Source organism: Streptomyces sp. NPDC048142, assembly GCF_043202835.1.
Classification (GTDB): domain Bacteria; phylum Actinomycetota; class Actinomycetes; order Streptomycetales; family Streptomycetaceae; genus Streptomyces.
This window is the reverse complement of record NZ_JBIDBC010000004.1, coordinates 205,288-225,063: the sequence shown is the minus strand read 5'-3', so window position 1 is coordinate 225,063 and position 19,776 is coordinate 205,288. Positions and strand designations below refer to the sequence as shown.

At 70.1% G+C, this 19,776-nt stretch carries 12 protein-coding genes; 8 read left to right on the top strand and 4 right to left on the bottom strand.

Features of this window, described 5'->3' with window-relative positions; genetic code table 11:
• Nucleotides 1-5 precede the first annotated feature (5 nt).
• A complete protein-coding gene (locus ACGF2Y_RS07955) occupies nucleotides 6-3,896 on the bottom strand; it encodes a GH92 family glycosyl hydrolase (protein ID WP_392944047.1) in 3,891 nt (1,296 codons plus the stop codon).
• A 510-nt stretch (nucleotides 3,897-4,406) separates the two neighbouring features.
• On the opposite strand from ACGF2Y_RS07955, the gene ngcE reads away from it, so the two are divergent.
• The 8 genes from ngcE (at nucleotide 4,407) to dxs (ending at nucleotide 14,930) form a co-directional block, all read left to right on the top strand.
• Nucleotides 4,407-5,852 (top strand): N-acetylglucosamine/diacetylchitobiose ABC transporter substrate-binding protein, encoded by a 1,446-nt coding sequence (gene ngcE, locus ACGF2Y_RS07950; protein ID WP_392944045.1) that lies wholly within the window; start codon nucleotides 4,407-4,409, stop codon nucleotides 5,850-5,852.
• Between the two features lie 49 nt (nucleotides 5,853-5,901).
• Nucleotides 5,902-6,822, top strand: a complete 921-nt coding sequence (locus ACGF2Y_RS07945) for a carbohydrate ABC transporter permease (protein ID WP_392944043.1) — start codon at nucleotides 5,902-5,904, stop codon at nucleotides 6,820-6,822.
• On the top strand, nucleotides 6,822-7,766 hold the full coding sequence (locus ACGF2Y_RS07940) for a carbohydrate ABC transporter permease (protein ID WP_392944041.1): 945 nt from the start codon (nucleotides 6,822-6,824) through the stop codon (nucleotides 7,764-7,766). Before ACGF2Y_RS07945 ends, ACGF2Y_RS07940 begins: the two co-directional genes overlap by 1 nt.
• A gap of 214 nt (nucleotides 7,767-7,980) precedes the next feature.
• A complete protein-coding gene (locus ACGF2Y_RS07935; protein ID WP_392944039.1) occupies nucleotides 7,981-9,180 on the top strand; it encodes an ROK family protein in 1,200 nt (399 codons plus the stop codon).
• A gap of 120 nt (nucleotides 9,181-9,300) precedes the next feature.
• The gene (locus tag ACGF2Y_RS07930; RefSeq protein WP_392944037.1) at nucleotides 9,301-10,413 is read left to right on the top strand and encodes a sugar ABC transporter substrate-binding protein; all 1,113 of its coding nucleotides are present in this window, start codon (nucleotides 9,301-9,303) and stop codon (nucleotides 10,411-10,413) included.
• A 314-nt stretch (nucleotides 10,414-10,727) separates the two neighbouring features.
• A complete protein-coding gene (locus ACGF2Y_RS07925; RefSeq protein WP_392944035.1) occupies nucleotides 10,728-11,516 on the top strand; it encodes an ATP-binding cassette domain-containing protein in 789 nt (262 codons plus the stop codon).
• Nucleotides 11,513-12,853: a sugar ABC transporter permease gene (locus tag ACGF2Y_RS07920; RefSeq protein ID WP_392944033.1), complete on the top strand. Its 1,341-nt coding sequence runs from the start codon at nucleotides 11,513-11,515 to the stop codon at nucleotides 12,851-12,853. The genes ACGF2Y_RS07925 and ACGF2Y_RS07920 overlap by 4 nt, the downstream gene beginning before the upstream one ends.
• A gap of 163 nt (nucleotides 12,854-13,016) precedes the next feature.
• Nucleotides 13,017-14,930 (top strand): 1-deoxy-D-xylulose-5-phosphate synthase, encoded by a 1,914-nt coding sequence (gene dxs / locus ACGF2Y_RS07915; RefSeq protein ID WP_392944031.1) that lies wholly within the window; start codon nucleotides 13,017-13,019, stop codon nucleotides 14,928-14,930.
• 261 nt (nucleotides 14,931-15,191) lie between these two features.
• Here the strand turns inward: dxs and ACGF2Y_RS07910 are convergent, their stop codons facing one another.
• The 3 genes from ACGF2Y_RS07910 to ACGF2Y_RS07900 are packed head-to-tail and all read right to left on the bottom strand — an operon-like array spanning nucleotide 15,192 to nucleotide 19,776.
• Complete coding sequence (locus ACGF2Y_RS07910; protein ID WP_392944029.1) at nucleotides 15,192-17,330, bottom strand: prolyl oligopeptidase family protein; 2,139 nt, start codon at nucleotides 17,328-17,330, stop codon at nucleotides 15,192-15,194.
• A complete protein-coding gene (locus ACGF2Y_RS07905; protein ID WP_392944028.1) occupies nucleotides 17,327-18,772 on the bottom strand; it encodes an MFS transporter in 1,446 nt (481 codons plus the stop codon). Before ACGF2Y_RS07905 ends, ACGF2Y_RS07910 begins: the two co-directional genes overlap by 4 nt.
• Nucleotides 18,757-19,776: a DUF6895 family protein gene (locus ACGF2Y_RS07900; RefSeq protein ID WP_392944026.1), complete on the bottom strand. Its 1,020-nt coding sequence runs from the start codon at nucleotides 19,774-19,776 to the stop codon at nucleotides 18,757-18,759. Before ACGF2Y_RS07900 ends, ACGF2Y_RS07905 begins: the two co-directional genes overlap by 16 nt.

Below are 19,776 nucleotides of genomic sequence, written 5' to 3'. Positions count from 1 at the left end.
ACGCGTCAGGAGAGCAGCTCCACCTCCGCGAGCGTCGCCGAACCCGTCAGCACCAGCCGGTACTTCGCGTACGCACCGGGCCGGTCCACCGAGAACACCCGGGTCTGCCGGTCCCAGGCGAACGACTGGCCGGAGCGGCGGTCGATGTCCCTCCACTTCTCGCCGTCGGCCGACCCCTGGAGGGTCCAGCTCTTCGGGGCCTCGTCCGCCGCCGCCGACGTCAGCGTGTACTGGACCCCCTTCGTGGCCGGGCCGGAGCCGACCGGCAACTCCACCGAATCGACCGTGGCCGAGGTGGCGGAGGTGTCGTCGAAGAGCGCGCCGTCGCCCCTGAGCGCGTCGCCCCTGGGCGTCGGGACCTTGTCGTCCTTCTGGACGGAGACCGGGGCCGCGTCCTCGCCCGTGCCCCAGGCCGACGGCTTCGGGCCCATGTCGAACTTCAGCGTGCCGCCCCTGGCCAGCAGGTCGTGGGGGAGCGCGGTGGAGGTCCACTTCCTGCCGTTGACCTGCACGCCCTGCACGTAGATGTTCTTCGCGCTGTTCCTGGGGGCCTTCACGACCAGCTTGCGGCCGTTGTCCATGCGGACGGTCACCTTCGTGAAGAGCGGCGAGCCGATCGCGTACTCCCCGCTGCCCATCACCAGCGGGTAGAAGCCGAGCGCCGAGAAGAGGAACCAGGCCGACTGCTCGCCGTTGTCCTCGTCGCCGTGGATGCCCTGCCCGATCTCGCTGCCGACGTACAGCCGGCCCAGCACCTCACGGACCTTCTCCTGCGTCCTGTACGGCTGCGAGGCCGCGTTGTACATGTACGTGGCGTGGTGGGCGACCTGGTTGCTGTGCCCGTACTGGCCCATCCGCACGTCGCGCGCCTCGGTCATCTCGTGGATGACCCCGCCGTAGCTGCCGGCGAACTCGGGGCCCGCCGTCTCCGGCGTCGAGAAGTACGTGTCCAGCTTCTTGCCCAGGCCCGCGCGGCCGCCGTACAGGTTGGCCAGGCCCCGGCTGTCCTGCGGGGCGGTGAAGGCGTAGCCCCAGCCGTTGGTCTCGGTGTAGTCGTAGCCCCAGACGCGGGGGTCGTACGCGCCGGAGGGCAGCCGCCAGTCGCCGTCCGGCTTCCTGCCCTGGAAGAACCCGGCCTTGTCGTCGAAGAGTTTGACGTACTTCTGCGCCCGGTTCATGAAGTACTCGGACTCTTCCTCGTACCGCGCCTTCCTCGTCTTCCGGTACAGCTCCTGGCCCATGCGGGCGATGCCGTAGTCGTTGACGTAACCCTCCAGCGACCAGGACAGGCCCTCGTGGGTGGCGGTGTCCGCGTAGCCGGTGAAGACGGAGGTCTGAAGGCCCTTGCGGCCGACGCCCGGGGACGGCGGGGCCACGGTGGCGTTCTTGAGCGCCGCGTCGTACGCCGCCTCGGCGTCGAACCGCACGCCCTTGACGTACGCGTCGGCGAACGCCACGTCCGAGCTGGTGCCGGTCATCAGGTCCGCGTAACCGGGGGAGGACCAGCGCGAGGTCCAGCCGCCGTCCTTGTAGTGCTGGACGAACCCGTCCACCAGTTCGCCGGCCTTCTTCGGGGAGAAGAAGGAGTAGGCGGGCCAGGTCGTGCGGTAGGTGTCCCAGAAGCCGTTGTTGACGTACACCTCGCCGTCGACGATCTTCGCGCCGGTCCGCGTCGGGGTGTTCTCGCCGGTCGCCCGGGAGAAGGGGCTGGCGTACTTGTTCCTGCCCTTCACCTTCTCGTGGCCGGAGTTCGGGTAGAGGTAGAGCCGGTAGAGGCTGGAGTAGAGCGTGGTCAGCTGGTCCGTGTTCGCGCCCTCGACCTCGATCGTGCCGAGGACGTCGTCCCAGGCGCTCCGCGCCTTGCGCCGCACCCTTTCGAAGGAGGCGGACTCCGGGATCTCCATGGCCAGGTTCCGCTTCGCCTGGTCGACGCCGATCAGCGAGGTGGCCAGGCGCAGGTCGACCGTGCGGTCCCTGCCCGCGTCGAAGCGGAAGAAGCCGGTGACGTCGTCGCCCCCGCCGCCCTTCAGCCTGCCGCTGTCGGTGACCGGCGCGTCGAAGACGCCGTACACGAACATCCGGGTGGCCCCGGTGGACAGGCCGCTCCTGACGTCCGTGTAGCCGGAGAAGGACCGGGTCTCCGGGTCCAGCGTGATGCCGCCGTCGTTCGAGACGTTGTCGAAGACGAGGCTCGCGTCCTTGCCCGGGTAGGTGAACCGCATCCGGGCCGCGTGGTCGGTCGGCGTCATCTCGGCCTTGAGGCCGTTCTCGAACGTGACGCCGTAGTAGTGCGGCTTCGCCGTCTCGTTCTCGTGCCGGAACGGCAGCGCGCGGGCCGACCGGGACGCGTCCGGGGTGCCGCTCGCGGCCGACGGCATCACCTGGAAGGTCTGCCGGTCGCCCATCCAGGGGCTCGGCTCATGGCTGGCACCGAAGGCCTGGAGCGTGGGGAGGTTGTCCTCGTTGTTGCCCCGGTGGTAGTCGTACAGCCAGCCGGTGGTGCCGGCGTTGGTGACCGGCGTCCAGAAGTTGAAGCCGTGCGGGACCGCCGTGGCCGGAATGTTGTTGCCGCGCGAGTAGCCGCCGCTGGAGTTCGTGCCGCGGGTCGTCAGTGCGTAGTCCGACAGATGCGCCCTGCGCTTCTCCGGCTTCCTCGGGGCGATCGTGATGTCGTCTATCCAGCCCTGGAACTTCGCCGGGCCCTCGGCGGAGTCGTACGCCACCAGGATCCGGTCGACCGTCCTGCCCGCGGCGACCGTGCCGAGGCGGGCGGCGACCTTGTTCCACTGGTTGACGTAGAGGCGCTTGGCGTCCGCCTGGCCCTGCGGGGTCAGCAGCCCGCCGTGGCTGTCGGTGGCCTTCAGCTCGCTCAGGTACGTGCCGTCGGTGAACGCGAGGTCCACCGCGACATGGGTGGCCGGGTAGTTCAGGTCCGTCTCGCCCATCTGCGGGTAGAGGAGGTAGGACAGCTCGGTGTCCTTGGTGACGGCCGTGTTCACGTCGAAGATCTTGTTGTACGAGTAGGCGCGTCCGCCGGGCGTGTGCGTACCCGCGTAACGCAGTGCCCTCTTTCCGGTGAATCCCGCGCCGGGCTTCGCGGTGGGAGAGCCGGAGGGGCCGCGGTCGGGCAGGCTGCGCATCTCCTCGGGGACGGGCGCGGAGGTGTCACCGTTCGAGAACTGAACGTCGGCGAGCTGGAGAATGTCCGCCGCGCCGTTGTTCTTCGTGATCTCCAGCCGGAAATGCCGGTACGCGGTGCCGGTGGCGAAGTCGTACGTCTTCGTCTGGTGCCGCTTCGCGAAGGTCTCGCCGGCGCGGGTGTCGAGGCCGGTCCACCGGGTGCCGTCCGCCGAGCCCTTGAGCGTCCAGTCCTTCGGGTCGCGCCCGGCGTGGTCATTGGCCGAAGTGAGAGCGTACGTCACGACCTTGACGGGTTCGTCCAGATCGAACTCGACCCAGCCGGTGGGCTTGAACGTCAGCCACTTGGAAGCCGGTTCGACATCGACGAGGTTCTCCTTGACCTCGCCTCCCGCGGTGTTCTCGGCGCTCGCGCGGAGCTCCGTGACCCGGTCGGTGACATTGCCCGGTATGCCGGAGGAGAAGCCTCCGTCGACGCCGGAGGACCGCTTCTCGCCGTCGGGCCCCTCCTCGACGGTGCTGCGCCAGTCCGGCTGTCTCTCGTCCGCTTCGAAGGAGGTGCTGAACGTCCGGTCGCCGGGAGGCCTGCGGTCCGGCGACGAGGGCTGTGCGGTGGCGGCCGCGGGGGCGGTCACCACCAGGGCGAGGGCTGCCGCCAGGGCGGCCGCCGCGGGGGTCCGTCTCCGGCGGGGGGCCGGGAGGGGGGCCGTGCGGGGGACTTCGTCGGAGCCGTGATTGAGGCCGCGTGGTGGCTGCATGCCGAGCCGTTCCTCCCCGGGAAAATGCCTGGACAACGTTGTCATAGCGGGATGCAGGGTCCAGTAGGGATCCAAGTGACGGGACGTGTCAAGGGTGTTGCCGCAGGGCTCGCCGGCGAATCGGCCGGAATGGGGAAATAGCCGCCGCGGGAGGAGGGCGTGGGGTGCCGAGGTGTCCGTGAGGTCTCAACTCGGGAAAGACTGCCGCCCAAACCGGCTCTCGATCTTGCTCAGTCGGCGACAAGTGGACTATACCTGTCGGCATCTGCACAGCCGGTTCACGCGGACGTGCACGCGGGGGAAACGGGGACGGTTGTGAGGACGCCGGGTGCGTCCTCACTGTACGGTCTCCCGAAATCCCCACCGCGCCGGCCTGTCCGGTGCCGCACATCTGCACATCTGCACGACCCAAGCGCAACTGACCGCGGTGGCGGGGCCCTTCGCCTGAGGCGAATTTTCGACGGGTGACCGGTACACCGCCTGAGTCCTGGAGAAGGCGAGGACTTGAGCATGGGATCCACCTCCGCCCACAACAATGAGGGCCTTGGCCGTCGCGATCTGATCAAGCGTTCTGCCGCACTCGGCCTGATCGCTGTTCCGACGATGAGCTTCCTGTCCGCCTGCGCGAGCGGTGACAGCGGCAGCGACGACAAGGTCGAAAAGGGCGAAAAGACCGAGAAGAACCCGCTGGCCGTCAACGGCAGCGCACCGCTGGAGATCGTCATCTTCGACGGTGGCTTCGGCACCAAGTACGCCGAGGACGCCAAGGCCGTCTACGAGAAGACCTATCCCGAGGCGAAGGTCAAGTTCTCCGCGACGCAGAAGATCCAGTCGGTTCTTCAGCCCCGGTTCAACGGTGGCACCCCGCCGGACCTGATCGACAACTCCGGTGCCCAGCAGATGGACATGGGTGTCCTGGTCGGCAAGAAGCAGCTCACCGACCTGACCCCGCTGCTCGACGCCCCCTCCATCGACGACCCCGCCAAGAAGGTCCGCGACACCCTGCGGCCGGGCATCATCGAGATGGGCCAGTTCGACGGCGATCCTGTCTGGATCATGTACTACGCGTACACGGTCTACGGCGTCTGGTACTCGCAGACCGCGCTGGAGAAGCTCGACGCCACGTACCCGGAGACCTGGGACGAGATGCTCGCGCTCTGCGCGAAGGCGAAGAAGGAGGGCATCGCCGGCTGGACGTACCCCGGCAAGCACCCGTACTACCTCCCCTTCTCGCTGTACCCCTTCATCGCCAAGATCGGCGGCGTGGAGGTCCTCGACGCGATCGACAACCTGGAGCCCAAGGCCTGGGAGCACCCCGCGGTCAAGGCGGCCTTCGAGGCGTACTACGAGCTCGTCGCCAAGGACTACATCCTCAAGGGCACCCCGGGCCTGGACCACCGCGGTTCCCAGGGCGCGTGGGCCCGCGGCAAGGCGCTGTTCATCCCGAACGGATCCTGGGTCGAGAACGAGGAAGCGGCGATCATCCCCAAGGACTTCAAGCTGTCCGTGGGCGCTCCCTCCGGCCTCGACTCCTCGGACAAGATGCCCTTCGGCACCCTCTGGGCGTCCGGCGGCGAGCCGTTCATCGTCCCGAGCAAGGCGAAGAACGCCGAGGGCGGCATGGAGCAGCTGCGCATCATGCTCAGCGAGGCCTCCTCGAAGTCCTTCACCACGAGCACCAAGTCGCTCTCCGCCTACAACGGCGGCACGGACGGCATCGAGCTCTCCGACGGGCTGAAGTCCGGTGTCGCCGCACTGGAGAAGGCCGGCACCAACGTGGTCAACCCGCGCCTGCAGGACTGGTACGTGAAGCTCCAGAAGGAGCAGATCGGTGTCGCCGCGCTCGGCGAGATGATGGCCGGCCGCGCCAAGCCGGCCGAGACCATCAAGAAGATCCAGGCCTTCGCCGACGCGACCGCCAAGGACCAGTCCATCAAGCACTTCAAGCACCAGTGACCACGCGTCACCAGCGGCGGGCAGCAGGGGAAGGTCGGAGTCGGTAACGATGCAACACGGTAAATACCGGTTCATAGTCGGGTTCTTGGTGGTCCCGATGGCTTTGTACGTCATCTTCGTCATCTGGCCCTTCATCCAGTCCATCTACTACTCGTTCACGGACTGGACGGGGCTGAGTCCCGACTTCAAGATGGTCGGGTTCGACAACTACACCAAGATGCTCGACGACGACATCTTCTGGAAATCGCTGCAGCACAGTGTGCTGCTGGCCGTTCTGCTGCCGCTGGTGACGCTGGGGCTCGCACTCTTCTTCGCCTTCATGCTCAACGTGGGCGGGCGGCGCCGCAAGGGCGCCGCCGTCACCGGCGTACGGGGCTCGGGCTTCTACAAGATCGCCTACTTCTTCCCGCAGGTGCTCTCGATCGCGATCGTGGCCATCCTGTTCCAGTTCGCCTTCGACCCGGCCCAGGGCATGATCAACGGCATGCTCAAGGCCGTGGGCATCGACGACGTACCGAACTGGCTGGGCGATCCGGAGCTGGCCCTGTGGTGCATCATGGCGGTCCTCGTCTGGTGCACGACCGGCTTCTTCGTGGTGCTGTTCTCCGCGGGCATGGCCTCCATCCCCAAGGACTTCTACGAAGCCGCCCTGCTGGACGGGGCGAGCCGCTTCACGACCTTCTTCCGGATCACGCTGCCCCTGCTGTGGGACACGGTCCAGTCCGGCTGGGTCTACATGGGCATCCTGGCGCTCGGCGCCGAGGGCTTCGCCATCGTCCACATCATGAGCGTCGGGCCCGGCGGGCCCGACTACTCGACCACCGTCCTGCCGCTGTACGTCTACCAGTCGGCGTTCCGTGACGGACAGGCGGGCTACGCGACCACGATCGGTGTCGCCCTGCTCATCGTGACCCTGGCGTTCGCCGCCGTCGTCATGCGGGTGGGCCGGCGCGAGCGGCTGGAGTTCTGATGAAGACCACTGACACCCCTCCCTCCGACGCCGCGGGGTCCTCCACCGGCGTCGACGCCTCGAAGGTCCCGGCCCAGCGCACCGCCGGCGCGAGCCCACCGGCTCCCACGAGGAGCAGCGAGGGCCACGTCCTCAACGTCTTCTCGCACGGCGTGCTCGTGCTGTGGGCGATCATGGTCGTCCTGCCGCTGTTCTGGGCGGTGATGTCCTCGTTCAAGACCGACTCGGACATCTTCAACACGCCGTGGTCGCTGCCCGATTCGCTGAACTTCGACAGCTGGGGCCGGGCCTGGAGCCAGGCCCACATGAGCGAGTACTTCCTGAACACCGTCCTGGTGGTGGGCGGGTCGCTCGTCGGCACCCTGGTCCTCGGGTCCATGGCCGCCTATGTGCTCGCCCGCTTCGAGTTCCCGGGCAACCGCTTCATCTACTTCCTGTTCGTCGGCGGCATGAGCTTCCCGATCATGCTGGCGCTGGTCCCGCTGTTCTACGTCATGGACAACATGGGGCTGCTGAACACGATCCACGGCCTGATCCTCGTGTACATCGCGTACTCGCTGCCGTTCACCGTGTTCTTCCTGACCTCGTTCTTCCGTACGCTGCCGACCTCGGTGGCGGAGGCGTCGATCATCGACGGGGCCTCGCACACCCGTACGTTCTTCCAGGTCATGCTGCCGATGGCCAAGCCGGGCCTGATCAGCGTCGGGATCTTCAACTTCCTGGGGCAGTGGAACCAGTACATGCTGCCGACGGTGCTGAACACCGACCCGGAGAAGCGGGTACTGGCCCAGGGCCTGGTGGAGCTCGCCTCCAGCCAGGGTTACAAGGGCGACTACTCCGGCCTCTTCGCCGGCCTGGTGATCGCGATGCTGCCGGTGCTGGCGGCGTACATCATCTTCCAGCGCCAGGTCGTCTCCGGCCTGACGGCGGGCGCCCTGAAGTAGCCCGCCTCTCGCGTACGGCCCGGTGCCCCGGCGGAATCCCTCCGCCGGGGCACCGGGCCGTTGTGGTGTGCGCCGGCGCTCAGGTCTTGACGGGAGGCACCCCCGAACGGTCAGCTTAGGGTTCACATGTTGGAGGAAGCCGGGGTCTCATCGCTGCGGCCCCGGCCGGGGCGGTCCTCAGGACCGCCCGCCAAGGGCAGGAGTGGATGGGTCGATGGAGACTCCCGGGTCGCAGACATCGCTGCACAGAGCCAATCTGGAGCGGGTCGTACGCGCCGTACGGATGGCAGGATCGCTCACCCAGGCGGAGATCGCCCGGAGCACCGGGCTCTCCGCGGCCACCGTCTCCAATATCGTCCGGGAGCTGAAGGACGGCGGGACGGTCGAGGTCACCCCCACGTCGGCGGGCGGCCGGCGGGCCCGCAGCGTCTCGCTCAGCGGTGACGCGGGCATCGTCATCGGCGTCGACTTCGGCCATACGCATCTGCGTGTCGCCGTCGGCAACCTCGCCCACCAGGTGCTCGCCGAGGAGGCCGAGCCGCTGGACGTCGACGCCTCGTCCGCGGAGGGCTTCGACCGGGCCGAAGTGCTGGTCAAACGGCTGATCGAGGCCACCGGGATCGGCCCGGACAAGGTGATCGGCATCGGGCTCGGCGTGCCGGGCCCCATCGACGTCGAGTCGGGCACGCTGGGCTCCACCTCGATCCTGCCGGGCTGGACGGGCATCAACCCCAGCGAGGAGCTCTCCGGCCGCCTCGGCGTGCCCGTGTACGTCGACAACGACGCCAATCTCGGGGCGCTGGGCGAGCTGGTCTGGGGGAGCGGGCGGGGCGTCAAGGACCTCGCGTACATCAAGGTGGCCAGCGGCGTCGGCGCCGGTCTGGTGATCGACGGGACCATCTACCGGGGGCCGGGCGGAACGGCCGGCGAGATCGGGCACATCACGCTCGACGAGTCGGGCCCGGTCTGCCGCTGCGGCAACCGCGGCTGCCTGGAGACCTTCGCCGCCGCCCGCTACGTCCTGCCCCTGCTCCAGCCCAGCCACGGCCCCGGGCTCACCATGGAGCGGGTGGTCCAGCTGGCCCGGGAGGGCGATCCGGGCTGCCGGCGGGTGATCGGCGACGTGGGCCGCCACATAGGCAGCGGTGTGGCCAACCTGTGCAATCTGCTCAACCCCAGCCGCGTGGTGCTCGGCGGCTCGCTGGCGGAGGCCGGGGAGCTGGTCCTGGGGCCCATACGGGACTCCGTGTCGCGTTACGCGATCCCCAGCGCCGCCCGGCAGCTCTCGGTGCTGCCCGGCGCGCTCGGCGGCCGGGCCGAGGTGCTGGGGGCGCTCGCCCTGGTGCTCAGCGAGATGGGGGATTCAACCCTTTTGGAGAGCAACCTCCCTGCGGCGACTCCTGCCTTCACTTAGATAACGAATGGCACCGTTGTCATCTCGTTAAGGATTTACTCCTTGACGCTAGCGCTGGGGCCGAGTTGACTTCCAGCCACCTCGGCCGCAACGTCGCGGCCTCGTCAGGGAGGTTCGAGAATGAACACGCGTATGCGTCGTGCCGCCGTTGCCGTTGCCGCCACCACGATGGCGATCTCGCTGGCCGCCTGCGGGAGCGCCAAGGAGTCCGGCGAGAAGGCCGAACAGGGCTCGGAGAAGAAGGGCGACGACCTGAAGATAGGTCTGCTCCTCCCCGAGAACCAGACGGCCCGTTACGAGAAGTTCGACCGGCCGATCATCGAGAAGAAGATCAGCGAGCTCACCGGCGGCAAGGCGGAGGTCGTCTACGCCAACGCCAAGCAGGACGCGACCATCCAGTCGCAGCAGGTCGACACCATGATCACCAACAAGGTCGACGCGCTCATCGTCGGCGCGGTGGACGCCAAGGCGATCGCGAACAGCGTCAAGAAGGCCAAGGACGAGGGCATTCCGGTCGTCGCCTTCGACCGCCTCGCCGAGGGTCCCATCGACGCCTACACCTCCTTCGACAACGAAGAGGTCGGCCGGGCCCAGGGCACCGCCCTGCTGGAGGCCCTGGGCGACAAGGCCGACGGCGGCACGATCGTGATGATGAACGGCGCGATCACCGACCCGAACGCCAAGCTCTTCAAGAAGGGCGCCAAGTCCGTTCTCGACGGCAAGGTGAAGTACGGCAAGGAGTACGACACCAAGGAGTGGAAGCCGGAGAACGCCAACGCCAACATGGAAGCGGCGATCACCGCGCTCGGCAAGGACAAGATCGACGGCGTCTACTCCGCCAACGACGGCATGGCGGGCGGCATCATCACCGCCCTCAAGGCCGCCGGTCTGCCGAAGCTCCCCCCGGTCACCGGCCAGGACGCCGAGCTGGCGGGCGTGCAGCGCATCGTCTCCGGTGAGCAGTTCATGAGCGTCTACAAGTCCTACCCCGCGGAAGGCATCGTCGCCGCGGAGATGGCCGTCGCCCTCGCCAAGGGCGAGAAGCTCGACTCCATCGCCACCTCCACGGTCGACAGCGCCAGCCAGAAGGACATCCCGACGGTGCTCGTCCCGGTCATCTCGCTGACCAAGGACAACATCAAGGACACCGTCGTCAAGGACGGCATCTGGACGCTGGACGAGATCTGCTCGGCCAAGTACAAGGCCGCCTGCGACGAGATCGGTCTGAAGTAGGCCCTCGGGGACCTGCCCCGGGACCCGGCCCGCCCCCGAGCCGCCGGGTCCCGGCCCGCCCCCGAGCCCGCCGGGCCCCCGCCGTAACGCCCACCGCGCCTCCGCGAGGGCGAAGCGGCCCCACCGACCGCGCACGCGACCGCCGCACACCGGCCCGCACGCGCCACGAAGCCTGTCCGGCGCCCCGCACACCAACCGTCCCGCTACCGGGCGGGGCGCCGGACGGAACGCTCACACCTCATCTGTTCTCTTTGCTCGACACCGCCGCGCCTTCCCCCGGGTGCGGCATCCCCGCCGGTCAGGCGGCGAAGGAGATGGTTCATGTGTCCGCTACGCCCGTGTTGGCGTTGCGAGGGGTCTCCAAGCGCTTCGGTGCCGTCCAGGTACTCACCGATGTAGAGCTTGAGGTCCACGCCGGCGAGGTGGTCGCCCTGGTGGGTGACAACGGCGCCGGTAAATCAACGCTGGTCAAGACGATCGCCGGAGTGCACCCCATCGATGACGGCGTCATCGAGTGGGAGGGCAGGACCGTGCGGATCGACAAGCCGCACGACGCCCAGAACCTCGGCGTCGCGACCGTCTATCAGGACCTCGCGCTGTGCGACAACATCGATGTCGTCGGCAACCTCTACCTCGGCCGGGAGCTGCGCAGGTTCGGCATCCTGGACGAGGTCGAGATGGAGCGCCGCTCCCGCGAGCTGCTGTCCACCCTCTCCATCCGGATCCCGAGCGTCCGCATCCCGATCGCCTCGCTCTCCGGCGGCCAGCGCCAGACCGTGGCCATCGCCCGGTCGATGCTCGGCGAGCCCCGCCTCGTCATCCTCGACGAGCCGACCGCGGCCCTCGGCGTCGAGCAGACCGCCCAGGTCCTCGACCTCGTCGAGCGGCTGCGCGAGCGCGGTCACGCGGTCATCCTCATCAGCCACAACATGGCCGATGTGAAGGCCGTCGCCGACAAGGTGGCCGTGCTCCGGCTGGGCCGCAACAACGGTGTCTTCGATGTGAAGACCACCTCCCAGGAAGAGATCATCTCCGCCATCACGGGCGCCACGGACAACGCCGTGACCCGACGTGCGGCGCGCAACGCGGAGGTTTCCCCGTGACCACCGACGAGACCACCAACCCGGTGGACAAGACCAGCACCTTGCTGGACAAGGACAAGGACAACGCCGCGGCCGGCCCGCCGCCGGTCGCCGACCCGGCCGCGGCCGACGGCGCCGCGACGGCCCTCGACCCCCGGCTGCTCATCCGCGAGCAGGGCCTCGCCGGTTACGTCACCGAGTTCAAGCGCAGGATCAGCGGCGGCGACCTGGGATCGATCCCGGTGGTCGTCGGCCTCGCGATCATCGCCATCGTCTTCCAGAGCATGAACTCCGAGTTCCTCTCCGCGAAGAACATCAGCGACATCGCCACCACGATGGTCGCCACCGGCATGATGGCCGTGGGCATCATCTTCGTCCTGCTGCTCGGCGAGATCGACCTCTCGGTCGGCTCCGTCTCCGGTGTCTCCGGCGCCCTCGTCGCGGTGCTCAGCGTCACCCAGGGCATGAACGAATGGCTGGCGATCCTCGTCGCCATCGTCAGCGGCGCGGTGATGGGCGCCATCCACGGCTTCTTCTTCGCCCGGATCGGGGCGCCCGCCTTCGCCGTCACCCTGGCCGGCCTGCTGTTCTGGCTCGGCTTCATGCTCCAGCTGCTCGGCGACTCCGGCACCATCAACCTGGACGGCGACGGGGTGGTCGGCAAGCTGACCACGTACTACTTCACCGACGTCGCCGCCGCCTACGGGCTCGCCGCCGTCGCGGTCGTCGGCTACTTCGCCGCCGCCTTCCTGGACACCCGCCGCCGCACGGCGGCCGGCATCCCGGCCCGCCCGATCGCCGACATCGTCGTACGCACCGCCGTCCTCGCGGTGTTCGCGTTCGCCGCCGCGTACATGTTCAACCAGTACCGCGGCCTGCCGCTCGCCCTGGTCCTCTTCCTGATCGTCCTGGTCGGCACGGACTTCCTGCTCCGCCGCACCGCCTACGGGCGGAAGATCTTCGCGCTCGGCGGCAGCGTCGAGGCCTCCCGGCGCGCCGGCATCAACGTCACCGCGATCCGGATCTCCGTCTTCTCCATCGCGGGGACCTTCGCGGCGATCGGCGGCCTGTTCTGGGCCTCCAAGATCGCGGCGGCCAACCAGGGCTCCGGCACCGGCGACCTCCTGATGAACGTCATCGCGGCGGCCGTCATCGGCGGCACCAGCCTCTTCGGCGGCCGCGGCCGCACCTGGAACGCCCTGCTCGGCGTCATGGTGATCGTCTCCATCCAGTACGGACTGTCGCTGGAGGGCATCGCCACGCCGGTCCAGTACATGGTCACGGGCGCCGTTCTTCTCGCCACGGTCGTCATCGACTCCGTCACCCGTAAGACCCAGAAGACCGCGGGCCGCGCCTGACCGCTCAACCGCGCAGCCGCCCGGTGCCCCGAGGGGGTGCCGGGCACCTGCGTGTCCCGCCGGTCCGCTTTCGAACACAGGCTCCCGCTGCCCAGGCCCGGTGGCGGAACATTAGACTCATCGGATCGGCACGCTCGATCAGCTCAAACGCAAGGAGGCACGGGTGGATCTGCTGACCCGCATCAAGGGACCGCGCGACCTGGACCGGCTCAGCCTCGGTGAGCTGGAGCAGCTCGCGGAGGAGATCCGCACCTTCCTCGTGGACGCGGTGTCCAAGACCGGCGGACACCTCGGCCCCAACCTGGGCGTCGTCGAGCTCACCATCGCCCTGCACCGGGTCTTCGAGTCGCCCCGGGACAAGGTGCTGTGGGACACCGGCCACCAGGCGTACGTCCACAAGCTGCTCACCGGCCGGCAGGACTTCTCCCGGCTCAAGAGCAAGGGCGGCCTCTCCGGCTACCCCTCCCGTGCCGAGTCCGAGCACGACATCATCGAGAACAGCCACGCCTCCGGGGTCCTCGGCTGGGCCGACGGCCTCGCCAAGGCGAACGAGGTCCTCGCCAAGGACGACCACGTCGTCGCGGTCATCGGCGACGGCGCGCTCACCGGCGGTATGGCCTGGGAGGCGCTGAACAACATCGCCGCCGCCAAGGACCGCCCGCTGGTCATCGTCGTCAACGACAACGAGCGCTCCTACGCCCCGACCATCGGCGGCCTGGCCAACCACCTCGCCACGCTCCGCACGACCGACGGTTACGAACGGTTCCTGGCCCGCGGCAAGGACATCCTGGAGCGCACACCCGTCGTCGGCCGTCCGCTGTACGAGACCCTGCACGGCGCCAAGAAGGGCCTCAAGGACTTCATCGCCCCGCAGGGCATGTTCGAGGACCTCGGCCTGAAGTACGTGGGCCCGATCGACGGCCACGACATCGAGGCCCTGGAATCCGCGCTCCAGCGCGCCAAACGCTTCAACGGCCCGGTCATCGTGCACTGCCTCACCGAGAAGGGCCGCGGCTACACCCCGGCCCTCCAGGACGAGGCCGACCGCTTCCACGCGGTGGGCAAGATCCACCCGGACACCGGCCTGCCGATCTCCACCTCCGGCCTCGACTGGACCTCCGTCTTCGGCGAGGAGATGCTCAAGCTCGGCCAGGAGCGCGAGGACATCGTCGCGATCACCGCGGCCATGCTCCAGCCCGTCGGCCTCGGCAAGTTCGAGGCCGCCTTCCCGGACCGGATCTACGACGTCGGCATCGCCGAGCAGCACGGCGCGGTCTCCGCGGCCGGCCTCGCCACCGGCGGCCTCCACCCGGTCTTCGCGGTCTACGCCACCTTCCTCAACCGGGCCTTCGACCAGGTCCTGATGGACGTCGCCCTGCACAAGTGCGGCGTCACCTTCGTCCTGGACCGGGCCGGTATCACCGGCACGGACGGCGCCTCGCACAACGGCATGTGGGACATGTCGATCCTCCAGTGCGTGCCCACGCTCCGGATCGCCGCCCCGCGCGACGCCGACCAGGTCCGCGCCCAGCTGCGCGAGGCCGTCGCCGTCGACGACGCGCCCACCGTGGTCCGCTTCTCCAAGGGCGCGGTCGGCCCGGCGGTCAAGGCGGTCGGCAAGGCCGGCGGCATGGACATCCTGCGCGAGCCGAAGGCCGCCCGCCCGGACGTCCTGGTCGTCTCCGTCGGCGCGCTCGCCCCGATGTGCCTGGAGATCGCCGACCTGCTGGACGCCCAGGGCATCTCCAGCACCGTCGTCGACCCCCGCTGGGTCAAGCCCGTCGACGAGGCGCTCGCCCCGCTCGCCGAGCGCCACCGCGTCGTCGTCACGGTCGAGGACAACAGCCGCGCCGGAGGCGTCGGTTCCGCCGTCTCCCAGGCCCTGCGCGACGCCGGCGTCGACGTACCGCTGCGCGACTTCGGCATCCCGCCGGTCTTCCTCGACCACGCCTCGCGCGGCGAGGTCATGGCCGAGATCGGGCTGACCGCGCCGGACATCGCCCGGCAGGTCACCGGCCTGGTCGCCAAGCTCGACGGCCGCTTCGAGAGCCGCGTGGCGGAGCCCGCCCGCGACTGACCCGCGCACACCTCTCCGTACGGCCGACGGGCCGGGAGAACCGCCCTTGTACGGGTGGTTCGCCCGGCCCGTTCGCGTGGGACGGGCCGGACGGCGCTCACCGGCCAGGTCGCCGGGGAGACGGCGGGCCCCGCCACCGGCACCGCTGTGGCGTTGGCCGTCGTCGCCCTCGGAGCGCTGGTCGAGCGCCGCACCCACCCGGACCTGCCCGCGCCTTCCGCACCCCGTGAGTGCCGCCGACGTCCGTGCCGGGCCGGGTCCTCACGGAGCGGCCCCGCCCGGCGCCCGCAGCCCCACCTGTCCGGCCAGGAACGCGAGGCACTCGGCCTCCAGCGCCACCACGCGCGAGACGGCGCGGGCACCATGCCCGACGCCGCGTTCCAGGCGCAGCAGGACCGGCCCGGCCCCGGACGTGGCGTGCTGCAGGGCGGCGCACATCTTGCGCGCGTGCAGCGGGTCGGTCCTGGTGTCGCCGTCCGAGGCGGCCAGCAGCACCGCCGGGTAGCTGACGCCGGGCCTGACGCGGTGGTACGGGGAGTAGCCCAGCAGCGTCCGCGCCTGCGCGGGGTCGCGCGCGCTTCCGTACTCGGGCACCCAGCTGGGCCCCAGCCCCGACGTCTCGAAGCGGACCATGTCCAGGAGCGGGACCCGGCACACCGCGGCGGCGTACTTCTCGGGCTCCTGGGTGAGGGCCGCGCCGACCAGCAGCCCGCCGTTGGAGGAGCCCATGACCGTGACCCGGCCCGGTGCGGTCCAGCCGGCCGCCAGCAGGTGGTCGGAGGCGGCGGCGAAGTCGTCGAACGTGTTCTGTTTGTCGGCTCCGCTGCCGGCGAGGTGCCACTCCTCGCCCTCCTCGCCGCCGCCGCGCAGCCCCGCCCAGGCGAAGACGCCGCCCGCCTTGACCCAGGCGAGGACCTGGGGCCGGTACCGGGGCGACATGATCTGGCCGAAGCCGCCGTATCCGGTGAGCAGGGCCGCGCGCGGCACGTCCGGGCGGCCGGTGGGCGAGATCACGAACATCCGCACCGTCGTCCCGTCCCGGGACGTGAAGGCGACCTGCCGGGTGACCGCCCCCTCGGCCTCCGGCTCGTGTCGGGCGCCGTGCTCCCAGGGCGTCACGCGGCACGTCCGCCCGTCGAAGCGGAGGACGCGTGTCGGCGTCACGAAGTCGGTGTAGGTGAACCACGCCTCGTGGCTGCCGGGCGGCCCGGCCGCGAAGCCGCCGACGGTGCCGCTGCCCGGCAGCGGCACCGAGGCCACCTGCCTGCCGTCCGTCAGGTCGTGCACGGTCACTTCCGCCACCGTGTGGCGGGTCCAGGAGGCCAGGCCGAGCGGGTGGTCGAGCTCGGGTCCCGAGACCACCGTGAAGTGGGTGAGGACCGCGTCGGGACGTGGCGCGACCACCTCCCGCCACGCCTCGGGGCCCCGGTGGAGCGCGTCCGGCGGGCACGCGACGACGTGGCCGCGAGCGGCTCCGTGGTCGGTGCGCAGCCACACCGGGTCCTGCGGACCGGTGCCGGGCGCCACGTGCAGACGGGTGGCGGCCGGAGTGTTCTCCTGGACCGGCACCAGCGCCGGCCTCTCCAGCGGTCCCGCGGTCAGGTCGGCCAGGTAGAGGTCGGTGCGGCGGCCGGTGCCGAGCGTGGCCCTGATCCCGAGCCAGCGGCCGTCGGCGGACCCGGACACGCTGTAGAACTGGGTCCTGTCCCGGCCCTCGCCGAAGACCAGGGCGTCGGTGTCGGGCGCGGTCCCGACCCGGTGCAGCCAGACCCGGCGATGGTACTGCTCCTCGCCGGGGTTCAGCCGCGGGTCCAGCCGCCGGACGTAGTAGAACGCCTCGCCGCCGGGCAACCAGGCGACCGACGACCTCCGCACCCGGTCCACCGGCCCGTCGACGACCTTCCCGGTCGCCACGTCGATCACCCGGAGCCGCGAGTCCTCGGTGCCGTCCCGGGAGACCTGAAAGGCCAGCAGATCGCCCTCCAGGGAGGGCTGCCAGGCGTCGAGGACGGTGCGTCCGGAAGGATCGAGGACCTGGGCGTCCAGCAGCATCCGCCCGGCAGCCGCCCCGGGCTCCGCCACCATGAGCACCGGATGCTCCTGGCCCGCGTCCTGCCGCAGCCAGAACGCCCTGCCGCCGCGGGCCCTGGGCGGTGTCGCGCGATCGACGGCGGTGAGCGCCGACACCTCCGCCTCCCACCGCTCCCGGTCGGGCCAGGCCGCCCGTTCCGCCGCGTAGAGGGCCTCCTGCTCGGCGTCCCAGCGGATCACCTCGTCCGCCTTCGCGTCCTCCAGCCAGCGGTACGGGTCGGGGACGCGCACCCCGTGCAGTTCGTCCACGACGTCCTGCCGGGCCGTGCGGGGGTACGCGTGCTGTGCCGGTCGGGCGGCGGAGGTCACTCGGTGCTCCCTCGTCGTGGTGGGGCGGGGGTTCCGACGGCGGCGGCCTTCGGGACCGCTTTCCCGGCCGGCCCGGTGGGCTCACCGGCCTTTTCCTCACCGGCCTGTCCTCCGGCGGGGGCACCGTCCTCGGCGGTCTCCGTGCCGGGCAGGGCGCTGCGGGCGTAGAGACCGGACAGCAGGATGCACAGCCCGGCCACGGCGATGATCGTGTCGATGGGACCGAACCGGACGCCTGCCACCGAGGCTTCGAAGTTCCGCAGCACCGTGCCGGCGAGCCAGCCGGACAGCGCCGCCGCGACCATCGCCGCCAGCTGCGTCATCGGCTGGAACACGGCGACCACCCGCCCGCGGTACTCGGTGGACGCCGCCGAGAGCAGCAGCGGGGCCATCGCGGTGTTCAGCGTGGTGAGGGGAATGGTGAACAGGACGAGCAGGGTGATGCCGCCGATGAATCCGGTCTGCCGGGAGTAGGCGACCAGCAGGGCGCCGCTCAGCAGCAGGCTGACCCACGTCGTCCGGCGCGCCCCGATCCACTGCACCACCCGGCCGGCGCACAGCGCGCCGACGATGCCGCCGACCCCGATGGCCATGCCGACGTAGCCGAAGAGCCGGGCCGACATGCCGAGGTTCTCGGTCGTGAAGAAGATGTTGAGCGTGTTCAGCGCGCCGACCCCGAACTGGCCGATCACGGCGAAGACCAGCAGCGCGACCAGGAACTTGCTGTGTCCGAAGAAGCGGAGGCCCGCCACGAACTCCGGCAGCACGCCGGACCGGCGACCGGCGGCCTTTCCCGTGCCGCTCCCGTCGACCGGAGCCTTTTCGGCGGGGGCCACCCGGACCGAGCGAATGGCGACGTACGACACCAGGTAGGAGAGCGCGTTGAAGAGCATGGCCCACTGCACGCCCAGCGTGAAGAACAGCGGCGCGGCGAGCGGCGGGCCGACGATCAGGGCCGTCTGACTGGTCGCCTGGGTGATGCCGGCCGCCCTGGCGCGGTCGGCGTCACCGGTCACCAGGTCCGCGATGATCGTGAAGCGGGCCGGTGCGAAGAACCGGGCGGCCGCGTGCAGGAGCAGCACGGTGCCGTAGACGAGGGCGAGCCACACCCCGGCGGGCAGCGCGTCGGCCGGCAGGAAGGAGACGGCGGCCAGCACGGCCACCAGACCGCCACGCAGCACTTCGGTGCCGAGCATCGTGCGGCGTTTGTCCCAGCGGTCGACGAAGACGCCCGCGATCGGACCGACGACCAGCACGGCGGTGCCGCCCGCCACCAGGACGCCGCTCACCGCCGCCGGGGCCCAGCTCTCGTCCTTCGCCAGTACGGTGGCCACCCACAGCATCAGGGTGGTGCTGAAGACCATGTCCCCGACGGACGAGACGGCCTGCCCGAACCAGAGCCGCGTGAAGTCGCGGCTGATGAGGGTCAGGCGCGGTGCCATGACGGCCTCCCCGACGACACGACCAGTGTCATGAGAGCGGCCACCAGCGTCGTGTGGTATGCCTTCCGGAAGAACTCCCCGGCCGGGGCCGACCGGGACGCCATGAGCGCGGCAGACCGCCCGGGAATCGCCCCGTCGGACCGCTGGGCCCGCACCAGGCACTCCACGGCCGCCGCTCCCGAGGGAGTGCGCAGCGGCTCCAGCCCCAGGATGAACTGGGTGATGACGAGTTCGGCGGCCAGGTCCCACCGGTCCTGCCCGACGCAGTGGTCCAGCATCAGGCGGACCAGCTCCCGCGCGTGTGCCAGGGCGTCCCCGTCCAGACCGGTCGCGGTCCGCCCGTAGTCGCCGAGGAAGAACGCGGCGTGGGTGAGAGAGTATCCCTCGGAGTCGGTGAGCGGAGCCACCCCCTCCGACGCCGCGCCCCCCGTCGCCGCGCCCCCCGTCGCCGCGCCCCCCGTCGCCGCGCCCCCCGTCGCCGCGTCCCCCGTGACCGCGCTCCCCGGCGCCGCGGCGGTCAGGGTGACGAGCGGGCTCTGTCCGACGAGTTCGGCGTACGGCTCGATGGTGTGGTCGGCACCCGCCTTGTCCGCGTAGAAGCGGATCTCCATGCGCTTGAGCGGCGACTTGCCGGCCGGTGAGAGGAAGCCGGGCGTGAGCCGTCCGAGCGTGGCCCGGCACACCGTGTCGTCGATCCCGTCGGGGGCGAGCGCGGCGCAGGCCAGTCCGTAGGTGGGGGCGGAAGGGGGGTGGGTGTCGAAGAGCCGCGGGAACTCCGGGCGCTGCCAGAGCTTGCGCAGCAGGGCGGTCGCCCCGCCCAGCCGCTCGTCGTGGGGGCCGCCGGCCCGTGCCGAGCAGTGGTGGAGCAGCGCGAGTTCCAGTACGGCCTTCGCCTGCTGGTGCGTCGCCGTCCCCGCGTCCGCCGCGTACGGGTCGAAGTGGTCCAGGTTCGCTCCCAACCAGTCGAGCGTTCCGGCGGAGAGCTGGTCGAGAGATGGCGTCAT

What these genes read in the sequence shown, in the direction of transcription:
- ACGF2Y_RS07940 (WP_392944041.1), top strand. Translation starts at nt 6,822, where the DNA reads ATGAAGACCACTGACACCCCTCCCTCCGACGCCGCGGGGTCCTCCACC.
- ACGF2Y_RS07900 (WP_392944026.1), bottom strand. Translation starts at nt 19,776, where the DNA reads ATGACGCCATCTCTCGACCAGCTCTCCGCCGGAACGCTCGACTGGTTG.
- ACGF2Y_RS07925 (WP_392944035.1), top strand. Translation starts at nt 10,728, where the DNA reads ATGGTTCATGTGTCCGCTACGCCCGTGTTGGCGTTGCGAGGGGTCTCC.
- ACGF2Y_RS07945 (WP_392944043.1), top strand. Translation starts at nt 5,902, where the DNA reads ATGCAACACGGTAAATACCGGTTCATAGTCGGGTTCTTGGTGGTCCCG.
- ACGF2Y_RS07905 (WP_392944028.1), bottom strand. Translation starts at nt 18,772, where the DNA reads ATGGCACCGCGCCTGACCCTCATCAGCCGCGACTTCACGCGGCTCTGG.
- ngcE (WP_392944045.1), top strand. Translation starts at nt 4,407, where the DNA reads ATGGGATCCACCTCCGCCCACAACAATGAGGGCCTTGGCCGTCGCGAT.
- ACGF2Y_RS07930 (WP_392944037.1), top strand. Translation starts at nt 9,301, where the DNA reads ATGAACACGCGTATGCGTCGTGCCGCCGTTGCCGTTGCCGCCACCACG.
- ACGF2Y_RS07935 (WP_392944039.1), top strand. Translation starts at nt 7,981, where the DNA reads ATGGAGACTCCCGGGTCGCAGACATCGCTGCACAGAGCCAATCTGGAG.
- ACGF2Y_RS07955 (WP_392944047.1), bottom strand. Translation starts at nt 3,896, where the DNA reads ATGCAGCCACCACGCGGCCTCAATCACGGCTCCGACGAAGTCCCCCGC.